This window comes from Mycobacterium sp. ITM-2016-00316 (assembly GCF_002968335.2).
Classification (GTDB): domain Bacteria; phylum Actinomycetota; class Actinomycetes; order Mycobacteriales; family Mycobacteriaceae; genus Mycobacterium.
This window is the reverse complement of record NZ_CP134398.1, coordinates 1,820,236-1,835,825: the sequence shown is the minus strand read 5'-3', so window position 1 is coordinate 1,835,825 and position 15,590 is coordinate 1,820,236. Positions and strand designations below refer to the sequence as shown.

At 63.2% G+C, this 15,590-nt stretch carries 5 protein-coding genes; all 5 read right to left on the bottom strand.

The window, feature by feature from the left end:
- Genes brxD through pglW form a run of 5 tightly spaced genes read right to left on the bottom strand, consistent with a single transcriptional unit; the run spans position 1 to position 15,527 of the window.
- The gene (brxD, locus tag C6A86_RS08765) at positions 1 to 1,341 is read right to left on the bottom strand and encodes a BREX system ATP-binding protein BrxD (protein WP_105365953.1); all 1,341 of its coding nucleotides are present in this window, start codon (positions 1,339 to 1,341) and stop codon (positions 1 to 3) included.
- Positions 1,338 to 3,938 (bottom strand): BREX-2 system phosphatase PglZ, encoded by a 2,601-nt coding sequence (gene pglZ / locus C6A86_RS08760; protein ID WP_311101214.1) that lies wholly within the window; start codon positions 3,936 to 3,938, stop codon positions 1,338 to 1,340. The genes brxD and pglZ overlap by 4 nt, the downstream gene beginning before the upstream one ends.
- 35 nt (positions 3,939 to 3,973) lie before the next feature.
- The gene (locus tag C6A86_RS08755) at positions 3,974 to 7,798 is read right to left on the bottom strand and encodes a DUF6079 family protein (protein ID WP_105365951.1); all 3,825 of its coding nucleotides are present in this window, start codon (positions 7,796 to 7,798) and stop codon (positions 3,974 to 3,976) included.
- Positions 7,753 to 11,355 (bottom strand): BREX-2 system adenine-specific DNA-methyltransferase PglX, encoded by a 3,603-nt coding sequence (pglX, locus tag C6A86_RS08750; RefSeq protein ID WP_105365950.1) that lies wholly within the window; start codon positions 11,353 to 11,355, stop codon positions 7,753 to 7,755. The genes C6A86_RS08755 and pglX overlap by 46 nt, the downstream gene beginning before the upstream one ends.
- A complete protein-coding gene (gene pglW, locus C6A86_RS08745) occupies positions 11,352 to 15,527 on the bottom strand; it encodes a BREX system serine/threonine kinase PglW (RefSeq protein WP_142407086.1) in 4,176 nt (1,391 codons plus the stop codon). Before pglW ends, pglX begins: the two co-directional genes overlap by 4 nt.
- Positions 15,528 to 15,590: the final 63 nt, after the last annotated feature.

The window sequence follows — 15,590 nt, the reverse complement described above, 5'->3', positions numbered from 1 at the left end:
CTAGATGTCCAACTCGATTTCGTCGACGCTCTCCGCCGGAACGCGGTTGCTCCGGGCATGCGCTTCTCGCTCCGTTGGCGTCATCTCGTCGGCGCTGACCGTGAGGTGGTAATCGCGGCGAGGGTTGAAGTCCTCGAAGAGGTCCACGCGGTCGAGGACGTCGGAGACCAGTTTCTTCAAGAAGAGTCGTGGCGCAATTCCGGTTCGCCCGCCCAACTCACCTCCAACGGCGGCTGCGAGGTCTCGCAGGTAACCGTCGTCGACGACGTTCCTAACGCGCTCAGGATCTTTGGCTCCGGTCGCGTAGATGTCACGAACGCGGCTGCCTAGCTCCAACAGCGACTCGGGCGTGAATCCGGTGAGGCGGATCTGCGTGGCGCGCGGGTTATCGAAGCGCGCGTCCGTAGTGAAGTCAGTCTGAAGGCGTTGGGCCAGCGGCGGAAGACGCTGCACGCCTTGCTGCCCGTCGAAGAACGCGGGGGTGCCGGTGAGAAGGAGATACAGGCCCGGGAATCGACCTCCGTCGATTTCATCCATGAGCTGACGAAGAGCATTCAGCGACTTCTCTCGGACATCGCTTCTCATGCGTTGCAACGTCTCAACTTCATCGAAGACGACGACGAGTCCTGCGTAGTCCGAATCGCGAAGGACGGTGAGCAGCCCCTGCAGGAAGCCGAGTGCGCCGAAGTGGTCGAGGTCGCCACGAACTCCAGCGGAACGCTTCACCGACGCCGCTACGTGAGGCTGACCACCGAGCCACGCTAACAGTCCATCGGCCTCCGCAGAGTCCCCCGCCGTCTGCGCCAGCCGGTACTGCCGCAGCACAGCCGCAAAGGCCGGCGCCTCCTTCGAAACATCGGACAGTCGACGTTGAAGGAGGTCGAGCGTTCCTTCTGAGCCTGTTGGTATTGAGGTGGCTCCATCCTTGGCGTCGTGGTCGAGAATGTAGAACCAGCCGTCAACCACGTCTCGGAGGGCACCCGACTGGGTGGTCGGGGTGGAGAGGTTCTCAGTGATGCGCCGGTACACCGTCTCCAGTTTGTGCAGAGGTGTTTCTGTCTCGCTGATCTGCACTTCGGTGGTTGCGAACCCTGCTCGCTTGGCTCGCTCGGTGAGCCATCGGGAGAAAAAGGTCTTACCAGAGCCGTACTCGCCACGGACGGCCTTGAATACGGCGCCTCCACCGGAGACGGTCTGCAACTCTTCGTCAACGGTGTCCTCAAAGCGAGCCAAGCCGACGGCAAGCACGTCGAGGCCCTGTTGGGGCACGGTGCCGCGTCGCAGTGCGTCGATGATGTCCTTGCGGCGGCGGGGGCTGATGCTGCCCGGCACCTCGGTCATCGCGCACCTTCGATCGAGAACTGTTCGCGGAGAAGGCGTTCGTCGAGCCGTAGCGTGACGCCATCGGTGTCGAGCTCAATGACGCCGTATCCGTCGACGTTGAGCAACCGGCGAACAGCCGCAAAGACCTGTCCAACATCGGCGGTGGGGATGCCGGCCGCAGCGGCGATCGTGTCTTGGTGTGCACGACCACCACGATCCACCAATGCGCGCAACACCGCCTCGGTGGTCCGGTCATCCAGCGCCCGCCGACCAGCCATCCGCTTCTGCTCGGAGTACGCCGCGGATGCAAGCACCGCTTCGACCAGTCCTGCAGGAGCTGCCGGCGGCGGGGGCGGCTCATCGAGTTCAAACAGGCCATCACTCTGACCCGCCTGTTCCGGCTTTTTCGTCTTCTTGGGCTGCCTGGTGGCTGTCGGCGGTGTCTCGATGGATGGGGTGCGGCCGATCGGGTCGTTCCACCACAAGGGGACTTGCGGTGCGGCAGGCTCCCACCCCGCAGCGCCAATCGTGACGGCTGCCGGTTGAAACACGAGTACGGGAATCGTCAACTCCGCGAGGCTGGCACCTCCGTGGTAGCCCGCGTGCCGAGGGCCATAGTGTGCGTCGCCACGCCAAAGCAGTACCGCTTCGCTGCCCGGTGCGACGACTCGCGAACCAGACACGAGAACTTCGCCATCGCCCGCTGGGCCGGTTGATGCCGGACGCCAACGTGACTCGGCGCCACTGACGCTCAGCGCCTCTGTTTCTCGCTCGACGATGTGGCCGTGATCGGACGTCATAATGACTGTGCGGCGAGCGGAGATGGCGGCCTCCAGAAGTGCCCGCAGCGGATCAAGCGAACGCAGATCCCAATCCCACGCTGACATGTCGTTCTTGTGGGTCGCGTCGTCGATCGCGTTGATCACCACTCCGACAACAGGCACTGCGGTGTCCTGGATCGCGGCCATCACATCGCCGGGTAGTGATGCACCACCTTCGGATCGTAGGTCGTTCTTATGAAAGAGCTTTGCGCCAGGGAATGCCCTGGCCAGTCCACGCTTTTCGTCCTCACCTGTACCGGAGCGGATCTCGCCACTGAACAGCGATGTTCGAGAGACGTTGGTAAGCGACGGCAATGCCGCGACGACCGACTGCCGAGCGTGCGTTGACGTAGGAACCCACTCGACAAGACCCAACCGGGCGACCTCGGATGCGATTGCTGTGGCGATAGCACTACTCATTCCGTCCAGCACGACGAGAAGTGCACGAGACTTGCGTCGCCAGGGATCGACGATCTCGGCCAGCAGCCGCTCCACGCCGATCGCGCGTTGGCCATCTGACCCGTTGACTTGGTCAAGTCTCGACGCAGCAACGCGGTCACGCTGCTTCCGCCGAACGTGCACCCTATCGAGGTGTTGTTGGTACGCCTCGGCGACGATCGGATCAGCAGAGCCGTGCCACACGGCTCCGATGGCGGCGTCGACCCATGCGCCGTCGTTCATTTGCCGTTGAAGATCTCCGCCGAGTGAAATTGTGGTCTCCTCGGTGATGGCGAGCCAACGGTGAAGGCGCACAGCCATCGTCGGAGCTTGCGAGGAATCTGCGTCGCGGTGTTCATGGACGCGAACAAGGGCACCCTCGACGTCGTTTCCGGAAGTCAGTGCTGAAGCAAGCGCACGAACGCGGGCCAGGTAACCGGGATGCAGGACAACCGACTGCTCAGCACCCTCAGTCCAGGCAAGATCACCAAGCAGTGCTTCCGCCTGCTGTAGCGCGACACCCAGTTCCGGTGAGTCGTCCACCTCAAGACGTAGCACCGCCGCCTTGGTCAGTCGCGCAAGGGCTTTCGCGCCATCGACAGGCACCGCTTTCCCGTCAACGAAGCGCTCGACCCGTACCCGTGCGGAAACCTGCGCCTCAGTGGGGGGAGCGCCGTCCTCCGGCCACAAGACGTCCAATGCGAGGCCGACGGCAAGTGGAGTCACATGCTCGTTGCGCTGAGCGATCTGCAAGGTAAGAGCAGCAGGATCGCCTAACTCTGTTGCAGCCCAATCAATCAGATGTCGCCTCAACTGCTCATCAACCGCGGCCCAGGCAGCACGTACGTTACGCCTTCCTAGAGCCGTGAGCAGCACAACGCCGTCGAGCTGAGCGTCAGGACCAAGCCCGAGGACATGCGCGAGGAGAGCGCCGATCGCGTGGCGCGCGGTGAGCGCAGGCTCTACCGATCGCGGCCATCCGCCGGATGGCTGATGGTCGAGCAACGCTGTTGCAGCCCAGCCCAATCGACGAAGATCGCTGCCGACCTCGGATGCCCCCGGGAAAAGCCGTGGCACGGCCCGCCACTCGTCCGGCAGTTCGATTTCCTGCTTGTAGGCACGAGAAAGTACTGCGTCTCCGAGGTCATCGGCTGTGCGATCGGTGAGGACGATGGCGCGCTCGTCGGCTGCCAGCGAGTCGAGGATGTCGAGAACTGCTAGCTGGGACATGCCGGGCAGTATGCGAACGGCCGTGTCCCCGACCGTGACGTCTCCGTGTCTCCACTCGGGGCGAGCACGAAGCAGAAGGATCTGCGCGTCCGAGTTGACCAGGTCTGCTGCGCGTTGCCGCACCATCGCTGGCGAAACGCTGACGGTGCGAAGCTGATTGCTCAGAACCATCGCCAGTCGACCCTTAGCTTCTTGCCCTCGACCGGTCGGCTGAGTTCTTCAGTCAGCTTCAGGAGGAGAACTTCAACCTGCGACTCATCTTCGACTTCGAGCGTGTGTTCCTGCTTCGCGCGTACGTCATCGTCGCGCTTTGCCTCCTCTCGCAGGCGGCGGAACTCCTCCTCTTGTTCACGCAGCCGCCGCTCGCGGTCGGCAGCCTCCTGCTCGCGCCGCTTTAGTTCCTCTTCCTGCTCGCGGAGACGTTGGTTCTCTTGCTCACGACGCACCCGTTCCTGCTCGGCTGCGGACTTGTCGTCGGACCGCGCTTCCTTGCCACGCAGCTCGACGAGAATCTGGGTGACCTCGTGGGCCGCTGCGGTAAGCGCGGGAGCCAGTTCGACATGCATCTGATCGGCGTCGGCCGCAGCCCGTAACGCCGCAAGCGCGGCGGCCGATCGTTCACCCGCCAAGTTGGGCAGTTGATCGAGCAGCTGCCAGTTGGCCCCTTGAAGAGCCGCCGTCACGTCGGGAGCAGAGGAAAGTGACCTGGCAACGGGTTGCAGTTCATTAGGAAGGTCGAATTCGGCTACTACCCGAACCCGACCGACGTGGTCGACATCGCGCAGTGCCTCGACAAGGTCCCGAGCGCGGCGGGCGGTGGCAAGTCGCGGGCTCACGTCCCCGAGCCCGAGAATGTCACTGTGCGCTTCAAGTGCACCGACAAGATCCGTCGCACCTCGATCGAGCTGGCGCAACTTCTCCATCAACTCATCGCCGAGTCGCTGCACAGCGCCGCTGGAGAGGTGGTACTCATTGGCCCCGAGACCGAAGATGGCTTTGACCCGGGTAAGCGCGTTGGTCCAATCTTCTTGGCTCGGAAGAATGGGCTCCTGAAGGGTGATGTCATTCGCCAATCCGCCGATGCCGGGCGAGCCTGCCGGCGAACCGTAGCGGAGGAGTTGCCTATCGGTGAGCGCCACCCACGCGAGAATCAACAGATCCTGAGCATCGGTTGTCATGCCGAAGTGTGCAAGCGCGCCTCGCAACGTGCCGACCGTCTGGTCGCCACCAGCAAGGGCCTTCGTGAAATCGTCGTGCCGCGCGAAGTGCGCCGTATCCAGCACGTAGGTGACTTCACTGAGAGTGCCAACCCCGTAGGCATCGACCACCCGGCGCACCTTGCCCGCGGTGTTCCTGTCCACGGTGTCGATGCGCCCGCCCTTAGCCATCGCCTCACGCGCCAGCTCGAGCACCGCGGTGAACTCAGCGCGCCGGACCTCATCTGTGCCGCGATCGACGTCGGGGTGCGATGGGAAACGCGCATCAAGACCGCCGTTGAGGACCGCGACAATAGCGTCGGAAAAGGAAGGTGACGAGGGCTTCCGCGGGTCGTAGTCCGGCGCGAGGGTGACGAATGTGTTCCCTTCCGGAACTCGCTCGCCGAGGTAGTCGTCACTTGCTGCGTCGATGCCATAGGCCTGGCGCAATGCGAGCACAATCTGGTCGCGCAGCGAGTCTCGTTGGTTGGCGAGCTGCCTACGCGCTGGTTCTCGGTCGTTGACCGGTAGAGACGTCGAGTATTGGTCGAACCGCGCGCCGGTGAGCAGGTAGTCGAGCACGACGAGCTTGCCGATGTCATCCATGCGGGTGGCGGTCAAAAAGTGTGGCAACCAGGCGATCGTGTCGCTCACGCGACCATCCTGTTTGAGTTGCACGAGGCGGAGTACGTCGTCAGACGGCGGGTGTCCGGCGTCGTCGAATGGGAAGTCGACGACGAGTTTCCACCGACCGTCCGTTGCGGTGAGCGCCGCATCTGGAAGGGCGCGGGCATCACGAACGTTGCCGAAAACGACGTCGACTTCCCGTTTCTGCCCCCGCCATACGTGGGTTAATGAGTATTCGCTACCCAACGCGCCCGTCGGGGACGCTCCGATCTGCTCGGCGAGCAGGCGCCGCAGCAGGCCGCGGCGGTTCTCGTGGGTGTCCTCGTTCTGGACATGGACGAGGACCGAGTCGTAGTCGACACCCGACAGTTGCAGGGTTATGACGGGGTCGCCTGCCTGGGGCCCGACGGCGACTTCACCAAACTCCCCCGACCAGTCTCGTGCAAGAGTGACGACCTGGACCGCTTCCTGGCCAGGAACCATCGACACAACCGTGCCGAAGTTGAGAGCCGCCAACTTCGAGGCTGTGAGGTCCTTCAGCGAGGCTGCGCCGGGTGCGATGGCCGCAACGAGCAGTGTCTTGGCGAGCCGGTCGTCACGACGGAACGCATGGTTACGTGTCAGCCCCTTCGCTTCATCTTCGACAAGGCCGTGCCGATTCAGGAGGTACGGGCGCATCTTCCGTGTGTAGAAGGTACGTGCTGCACGGAACAGGTTCTTCATGTCATCGGTCAGTGGCTCAGCATCGCCGAGCACAACCACGTCGAAGAGGTCACCGACAGGGATGACGTCACCGACAGTCAACTCGTCCCGGCCTCGGGACAGCAGCTCGCTCATGATCTTCAGTGCTGTGCGTTCGCGCTGCATGATCGACGAGAGCGCAACCATTGCGTCTACCAGCGCAGGCGTGAACGGGTACACCTGCTCGAAATCGACTGCGGCCGAGCCAGCTTCGTCGGTAAGCAAGTGCTTGAAGGCTACCGGGTTCGTGCGCACCCGAGCCACTGCCGAAGCGAGTGCATCACGACCAGTTTCACCGGTCGGCTGCAGCAGGCGCTTGTTGACGATCTGGGGAAGATTGGCCGCAGCAAGGGTGATCTTCTCGAACCGGCCCTCCCACCACTGGAAGGAGTCATCGAGTGCGACCTGTTCGGCTCCGACGGCCCCTCCGCCGAGGAAGTCCTTGAGGTTTCGCTGACGAGCGACGAAGGACGCCAACGGAATCGGCAATGTGCCCATGCCGGTCTCGACGAGCTTGGCGACCTTGGAGGTTTCGGTCTGGATAAAGGCGGTGTCGCGCAGGTGATTTGCCAACCAGAGCACAAGCTCGTCGAGGAAGAGCACGACTCCGTCGTAACCGAGGCCCTTGGCGTGCTCGGTCATCGCCCGGAGGCCATCGGTCATGTCTAGCCAGGTACCGGTGTTCTCGAAGGCCGGGAAGTATGTGCGAACGAGATCGGCGACTACCCGCTGCCGGTCGGCGTCGCTTGCCGGCTTAATTCGGGCAGCGTTATATAACTCTGGATTCAACGTGGTGGCAAACGTGCCCCAGCCAGATGAAGCGGAGCCGCTCGCCTCGAACCGGGCAAAGAATTGCTCGTCTCCGAGCTGTGACCGCAGCTGGTCTGCGTTCTCGAACAACGAATCCGAGCGGTGCAGGACGGGCGCGGCCGCCTGTGGGTGCCGCCTCTTCATCGTGGCGAGGTAGCCACCGAAGAGTGCCGACTCGAAGGACTCCGCCCCGATGAGGTGGTAGTCGATCGCAAGCAGATTGCGGCTGAGTAGAGCCTCATGCCTGGCGACCGCGGCTTGGAGTCCGGGTAGAGCCTTTGCCTGTGGGTTGCGGGAAAGCAGCAGGTGCATCACCGCCATGTAATGCGACTTACCGGAACCAAAGGAACCGTGGATGAACGCGCCCTTGGACGATCCGCTCGACAGGGTGGCCTCGACTAACGTCAGGCCCTTGTCAAACGCTTCGGCGATTGATTCGGTGACCACGTAGTCGGCCAGTGTTTGAGACGCAGCCTCTTGAGCGCGATGAATCTGTAGGACGAAGTCGTCGTCATGGACGGACTCCGGAATGTCAATCGCATCCCGCAACGGCAAAGACAAGTCAGTCATCGCGAGGGCCTCCGTCCCCTGGTCGCGACCGGTGGCGTCCATGCCGTCACCTGGTCGCGTGTCTTCTCCATTCGGGCAAGATACTGGTCGACGACACCTGAAATTACCGAGGCTGGGCTGGCGCCGAACTGGGGCTCGATCTCCGAATGCCACTGCGCCAACCACGGTTCCAGCTCCACCAGCCCCGCCACCAGCGGCACCAGCGCTTCGTCATCGGCACCGAGCGCCTGCTGGCCGGGAATCTCGCGGGCTAGAGCGAGCGCCTGATCACGATGGGACCAACCGGCCCAGCCGAGCACCGGTGTCGAGTCGCCTTCGCGCGCCACGCCGGGGTACGAGATGAAGCGCTCCTTCGGCACGTCGAGCTTGCCTCGGGCCTTCCAGTACGTCGTCTTTCGAAAGTCGGCCTGTGCGTACTTTGGCGGCACGTGCACGTCGACCTTCTCGCCAGCGTCCTCACGCCGTTGCAGCTCCCACACGGCCTGCCATGAGCGGAACTTCTCCACCCCTGACGGCTTATATCGGTGCGCGGCAAGGAACGGCACTGCCTCGTCGGAAGCGAGCCGCTCGATTAGGGCAGTTAATTCAGGCTCACGGCTCCCGGTAAGTGCCGCCGCGAGCTCTTTGACGAGCGCATCTTTGCGAAGCTCATCTGCGAGCTCAGCCGCCGACCGATTTATAGGCCCACCGGCGTCTTGCCACAGCGCCGGCAATTCTAATCGGGCCAGAATCGCGTCGCGCAATGCAGACGTGAGTTGGTCGCCCCAGAGCGCAAGCGCCCATCGCCTTTTGAACTCTGGGCGCTCCAGCAATTCCATGTGTCGGTCGGTCTCGATTAGATTGAGACGCCTCTGCACCAGGTCGGCATAGTCTTCCGGCCATTCTGACGGAATCTCTGTCGTCGGCACCGACCGGTGCCTGTCGAACCACGCCGTCTCCTCTTCACCTACCGCCACTCTTCTGGCCAAAGCGATCTCGAACGCGCGCTGGCCGAGCGCAATCTCCTCGATGCTCTGGCCTGAGTAGGTCAAGTCGCTATCAACGAGGCCGTACATTCTGTAGACCTCCCAGTCCAGCTCCTCCTGCTCGAAGATCAGGCGGCGCTGGAGGCGCGAGGAAGTTGCCTCCGCATCGGTGAGCAACTGGGCGAGCTCCCTATTGCACGATTCACCCCAGTCCGCCACGACCTGAGACGGAGCGGTCGCACCGAGTTCGTTGGCTAAAGAGTCCAACACGCGCCCGCGCGCGCGCGGAAGAATCGTGGGCAGCGGAAACTGTGCGAGCTTGGTACCAGTGAATTCGTACCGCGGCTCCCAATCCTCATCGCCAATTCCCCCGCCGATCCCACCATTGCCTTTGTTGTGGCACACCTGCTTAAGCCAAAAGCAAGCGGTGGAACTATTTAGCAGCCCCAGCAGCTCCAGATGCTGGTCAAGAGGCGCGCCCTCGGCAAGCCAAATCGTTGGCGCCGAACGATTGAAAATCCGCCCCTTTCGATCCAGTGCGAAATGGTTGTGCGTCGCAACAAAGGCAGACGTGATCGATAGCCCCCCAACGCGGTTTAGGGCAACCTGGTGCCACTCCCACCAGGTACGGCGCTCGGCCTTATAGGTGCGTTTAGAGAAGGTCCTCCGCGCCCAAGTAGATGCACGGAGCCGCCAAAGCCACCTGTACAGACTAGGATGTTTGTCGATGGCGACCAAAGCCCCGTCAAGGTAAGGAAATATCGCGGCGCTCCCGACACCGATTCCAAAGTTGCGGACGTCCTCGCCTACCACATAATCCCGTAATAGCCGTTCCTCGACTTGTGCGCGGGCGAAGTCGCCGGCCGACGCGATGAACGCGCTATCCGCGTTTGTCTGGCCTGTGTAACCGAAAGTCGCAGCGACAGAGACGAGGCGCCTCGTCGAAGTTGACTCCAAATGCTCGAAGGGCACCCCCCCGCTTAGGGTCCACGGGGAGGTTCCCAGTCGCTCGCGATCGAACGCCATAACCGAGACATATCGGCCCTCATAACCGGGTTTGTTAAAATTCTCGGCAATCTCAGTCCAAGCAAGTCCCTTGGCTGCGTCCCTCGGTAGGCCCGGCTCCCCTCTCACTCGCAGGACTACTGGAACTGTGGGGCTAACCGGCCGGCGTCGCCGCCCAATAAGGATGACCGTCGGCGTCCCGTGCCCGGGGATGTGAGCACCGGAGGTGTCTACAACTCTGGTTAGATCGACAGGATTTGTTGGGTTGCTCCCACCGAAAAACTCCTCAATTAGCTTTTTTCCGAACTCGCGTTTCATGAACGAGTTTGACGTGATCTGACCCACGTACCCTGCGCCTTGGCCTTGGTGTCCGCGTATTGCAAGCCGGAAAAGTAATTCGGAAAACGGTGCAGACAGCGCATACTCGCGGTACGCGGTGTCGTAGACCGATCGGTAGAGATCGCTGAGCAGCGGATCAGCTACGTTGATATATGGAGGATTCCCAACCACCACGTGGTACTGACCCGGTTGGAGAATGCCCAAATAGTCAGTCAAGTCCTCGGTGTCGTACAGGTAGGTCTGCTTCTCATCGTCTTCCTCGAACAAGTCAAGCGCGGCAGGCACACCGCCCCACTCCCCGAGCAGCGAATCGCCGATCGCGAGGTGGAATCCAAGCACCGGAACTCCGACGAGCGAATGCTCTCCGGCCGCATTCAAACCAGCGACAGTGAGTCGGAATCGCGCGATCGCGACAGCGAACGGGTTGATGTCGACTCCGTAGATCGACGCCATCGCGCGGCGCACGCGTTCCTTGGCGTCAAGTCCCGGCGCAGCTTCGAGCCACGCCTGGTTGAGTCGCTCGAACGCGCCGAGCAGGAAGTGCCCAGACCCGCAAGCGGGGTCGATCAACTTGAGCCCGTCGAGTCCGAACTCCGCAACCGCCGGGGTCAACGTCTGGTCGAGGATGAACTCCTCGACAAACACCGGCGTTTGCAGCAGTGCGTAGGTCTTCTTGGCGTGCTCGGAAAGGTCTTGGTAGAGGTCGCCGAGGAAGCGGGTCTGCAGGTTGGGGTCGGTGAAGTCGTGAATAAGGATGCCGTCGTCGTTGGTGCGACGCCAGAACGTGATCAGCGCGGTCGCCACCTCCGGGTTGATCTCGGCCTTCCACACCGGATTGTGCTTCGGGTCGACCAGCGCAGCACCGGCGGGCTGGGCAGCGAGCACGGCGAAACCCTGCTGAAGCCAGTGGCGACGGTTATGGGTGGGATTGTCGCGAAAGTACGCGGTGAGGTTCTCCTCAGCACGTTGCACTCGGTCGCCAGGGCCGGCGATCCAACCGACTGCGGTCGGTAGACCGTCGATCTTGGCTCCCGCAAGTAGGTCGTTGTCTTCGCAGAAGCGCAGGAAGGTCGTGGCGATAATCCACGCGACAGCAGCCTGGTCAACCTCGTTGTCACGCCAGTCCACCCAAGACAAGCCAGTGCGCTCCCGGCGCAACGCCTCGGCGTGCTCTTCCTTCAAACGCGTGCCCCACGCACTTGACGAGTCCTCCGCCCCTTGTTTCAGGTCAGCCTGAAGGACTCTCAGCTGCCCCTTGAGGTCGGCCAGCAGGGCGGACGAGTTGATCATGATTGAACTCCCGGAGTACTGCTAGTAATTGAGGGCTCGGTGAGAAGCGAGAGGTCGGCGGGCAGCTCTATCCAGCCGCTCGGTCCGAGTGGCACGGGCTTGCCTTCCATCAGCGGGACAGCCTGGTTGCCCTGCTTGGCGACCAGCAGCCACCGGGCAGCGGGTCGCGGCGTGCCGACGTCGAGAAGGGTTGAGAGAAGCCCTGCCATCCCGTATCGGACAAGGGGGCCCGCGTGGACAATGAGCAACGGGATGTCGCTTGCGAGTCTTTCCTCCCACACTGGTGTCACAGCTTGCTGGACAAAGCCCACGAGATTCGACCACTCCGCGCCGCCCCGCTTTTCAGCGTCGACGCCGAGGACGAACTCCCAACTTGCCCCGTGCTCCCTGGCGAGTGCGCGTGTCGCGGTCACGACCAGTGACGCGACATCAAGAACTTCGACGCCGTACCGCTTCGGTAGTTCGTGTGCCGCCTTTACGTATCGCTTGGGCGGTGTGGTCAACGTAAGGGCGCCGTTTCGCGAGAGCGACTCCTTGAGCTTTGCCGCCGCCTCGGCGACAGCGACCGGCGCGAAGACAGTGAGGCTTGAGGCTGTATGTGTGCTGGAACGCACCTCGGACGCCAGCTCGTAGACGCCGTTGCGGTTCACCACCCCGGGCAGGACCGCGGAGACGAGAGCGTCGAGTCGGTGCGACGCGGCGGGAAGCTCGACCTGTGGGAAACGTGCAGCCACAGTGCGACGAACATTGGACTCACTGATCCGCCGGCCAGGCTTGCCACGTAGCGCACGCTCCACTGCCTGCTGTGGGTCGAGGTCTAGCGGGTACAGCTCGTCGAATCCCGACACGACCGCCTTCGTCGAAACTGCTGCGGCGAGTGTCAAGAGTTGCCGCCCAGTCAGGCCGATGAGCGGAGACGCCCCGGCCTCGTTCACGACGTCAGTGAGGTCTGCGTGTGCGGTTGCGAACGGCACGATCCCGGTCGCAACGAGTTCATCGGCGCGACGCCCTAACTCGATAGCCGTCTCGGTCAGGATGTCGGCTGGTGGAAATTCTTGCCTTAAGTCGTCAGGGTCCGCAGTTTCACGCAGGGCGATGACATTGGCACGTTTTCCGATGACTCGCCTGAGTTCCAATGCTGGCTCGGGCATGCGCGCATCGAGCTCATAGCTCAAACGCAGGAGGGCCGATCCATGGCGAGTCCGGTCCTCCCCGTCGAGCAGTGATCCGCGCTGGGCGACCAATGCGTTCGCGAGGGACGTCACGGCCATCACCCGGCCGTTGCGGGCAAGGAGCGTGGCTGCTTCTGCGCGCACGCTGTCGATCGCCGAGGCGTTCTTGCCCCAGGTTGTGACCGCTCGGTCTACGGCGTTCGCGACTTGGTCGCGAGTAATCCGAAGCGATTGAGCTGTGTCTCCTGTGGACGGCCATTCGCCTGGTGCCGCGTCGCCTGACAGGCCCAGAAGACGTTCGATCACCGTCCGCTCAGTCCCTTTGAGCTGGTCCAGCAGGAGGGATACGAGTCGCTCGGTGCCCATGGGCTGATCGGCGGAGACCTCTCCTCCACCGCTGAGTCTTGCTCGCCAGCCGCGGATCCTTGCTTGGATCTCCTTGCGGTAGGTCTCACCGAGGCCGCGAATCGAGTTGATCCGGGTCGGGTGGACGCCCAGCAGCTGACCAACGGTCGCCACCTCAAGACGTGAGACAGCGGACAGCGCCCGCGCTGAAAGGCCCGCACGCTCCAACGGAGTATCGAGTGTCGCCGCGTCCGCGAGGTCGTCGCTTCCGGCTGCGCTGTCGTCGTCTGTGTCGAGAGAGGCAAACACTCCCTGCCATGCCACCGCCAGCTCGTCGGCGCTGCTGAACCTGGCTCCTGCGTCCGGATGGAGGGCGCGTTGGAAGAAGGCCGTGAGTTGAGTCGCCACGGCTGGCTCGAAGCTTGTGGGCTCGATGATCGGCGGGTCACTCGGGTCGGCAGGACGGCCGGCACCCTCACCCCACCACGGAAGCTGTCCCGTCGCCATCTCGAAGAGCGTGGTCGAGACCGCCCACAACTCGGCGGCACGGTCAAACTTTTGTCGGCGACCACGGCCGAGATAGGGGTCGAGATAACTCGGCGTTCCCGATGACGTGTTGTCCACGCTCTCACTCGCGAGCGAGAAATCGAAGAGAATCAGCGACGGCTTCCGCGTCCCGGGATCTGGCGTGATACCGAGGTTGGCCGGCTTGATGTCTCGGTGAAAGACACCTTGCGACTCCACGTAGATCATTGCTTCCAGCAGCTGGCTTCCATACTGCTCAAGCTGACCCACTGTCGCCCGCCCCTCTTTGGAGAGGCGCGTAGCAAGCGTTTCCTTGCCAGCGTCGCTGAGAAGAAGCGCTCGTCTGTGCCCGACGTCGAGCGGCCCTGCCATAAGGCGCACCACCCGGCGGTGGTCGAGCGCTCTCAGCACGTCGGCTTCCGGCGAGAGCCTGCGCGCGGCGGACTCCGTCCGAGCGACTTTGAGGACGAGCTCGCGGCTTGGGTCGTCAGAGTCGGTGTCATGGACCCCGAGTGCGACGCCGCTAGAACCTTCACCACGACGACTAGTGACGATGAAGCGGTCGGCGACAATATCGTCGGTCTGCGCGTCGACGGGATCTTCCACCGGCGTTGGGTCCTCGGCGTGGTCCCTACGACGAAGCTCATCGCTGGTCAGTCGGAGGAGTTCGAGCGCCTCTTCAATCGTCGACAATCGCTCCGACTCGACGGCACGGGTTGCCATGGCGACGACTTCGGCCACGTCGTCGGGCATGCCTGGCGACGTTGCGCGCGGGTCGAGGGCGCCCGCCTCAGACAGCCGTTGCTCCAGCTCGACAAAGGTCTCAGCGGGCGGCTTCCCGGTGAGGATGAGGTAGGCCAGGACGCCAAATCCGTAAACGTCAAGTGGTATCGGTGGGAGTCCTTCGACGGAGTGGCGGGCCTCGGGTGCGAGCCACAGCCAGTCGTCCTGGTCTGCAACGCCCATGAGGTCATCAACTCCCGCACTGATCGCGGTCAGGCGGGAGACGTTGCGAGTCGAGCTGTCGCGCTGGGCGAAGTACCAATCACGGATTGTGAGGTTGGGCAGCGCGTCCTTGACGGGGGTTGCCCATACACGGCGCGGCGACAGCGCCCGGTGGCGAAGGTGGACGTTGTGGGCGAACCGCAGGATCTCGCCCAGCCTGAGTACCAGCGAGAGTCGCTGGTCGAGGTCGAGCTCGGCACCCTCCCCGGCGATGTAGGCATCGAGCGGGAGCTCTTGAGAGTCGTGCTCGAACACCAGCGCCGGGCCGTCGTCGGTTCGCTTGAAGTCGATGGGGACCGCGATGCCGCCGTGGCGCAGCCCCTGGGTGAGCTGGAACTCGCGCTGCGCAAGCTGCTCGATGTGCTGGCGGTCTGCAGGTGAGGCGGTTGCGGGGACGTCGTACAGGCGCAGCCGACGCTTGATGTTCGGCAACGCGGGAAGGTTGACGAGTACGTCCTGCCAGTCCCTGCCTTGGGCGATGGGCTCGTCGTCGGCGACCACAAAGTCGCCGACCATGCGGACCTTCGGCGTCGGGGCGAATCCGACGGCGTCGCACAGAGTGCGGACTTGCCGTGCTCGCTGGACGTCGATCGATTGGCGGAAGTCGTGCGGGGGCTGTTTGAGGAAGTCGGAGAGCTTCAGGAGGCGCGGCTTCGAGGTGACGTGGTACCCGTCGAGGGTCAGCACTCCGATGTCACCGGGAGCCGCAATCTCGACGGTGCTGCCTTCCCCGTGCATGACGACGACGGCGTGGATGCGCGGTACCAGCCCTCTCGCTGCTTGGTTGGGTGCTCGATCTTGAAGGAGACCCTTCAGCCACTTGGCCTTGCGGTCAGCAAGGAGTCGTGGGTTCTCGACGTTCCGCTGCGCCTGGTTCCAGCGCTGGGCGTTGCCGCGGATCGTGCCGTGCCAGCCCTTGAGTTCGACCAGGTACATCCCCTGGGTGGTCAGCAGGAGTACGTCGACCTCTGCGGTGCGCCCCTGATCGTTAATGAAGGTCAGGTTCGCCCAGGCAGTGGTGATGCCGTCATCCGGGAGGAGCTCGCGGAAGGCATCCAGCGCGGCGGCCTCGGCGGGAGTGGCCGGGTCGCCCATGACCTTCCAGAGCGGAGAGTCGGGCTTCATTGCGCCTCGTCGCACGATCTGGGCATAAATGTCCACAACCGCTTCACCCCGGAGACACTACCG

Excerpts from the sequence above, each read along its gene's own strand:
- brxD (WP_105365953.1), bottom strand. The coding sequence starts at position 1,341 with ATGACCGAGGTGCCGGGCAGCATCAGCCCCCGCCGCCGCAAGGACATC.
- pglZ (WP_311101214.1), bottom strand. The coding sequence starts at position 3,938 with ATGGTGCGGCAACGCGCAGCAGACCTGGTCAACTCGGACGCGCAGATC.
- C6A86_RS08755 (WP_105365951.1), bottom strand. The coding sequence starts at position 7,798 with ATGGACGCCACCGGTCGCGACCAGGGGACGGAGGCCCTCGCGATGACT.
- pglX (WP_105365950.1), bottom strand. The coding sequence starts at position 11,355 with ATGATCAACTCGTCCGCCCTGCTGGCCGACCTCAAGGGGCAGCTGAGA.
- pglW (WP_142407086.1), bottom strand. The coding sequence starts at position 15,527 with ATGAAGCCCGACTCTCCGCTCTGGAAGGTCATGGGCGACCCGGCCACT.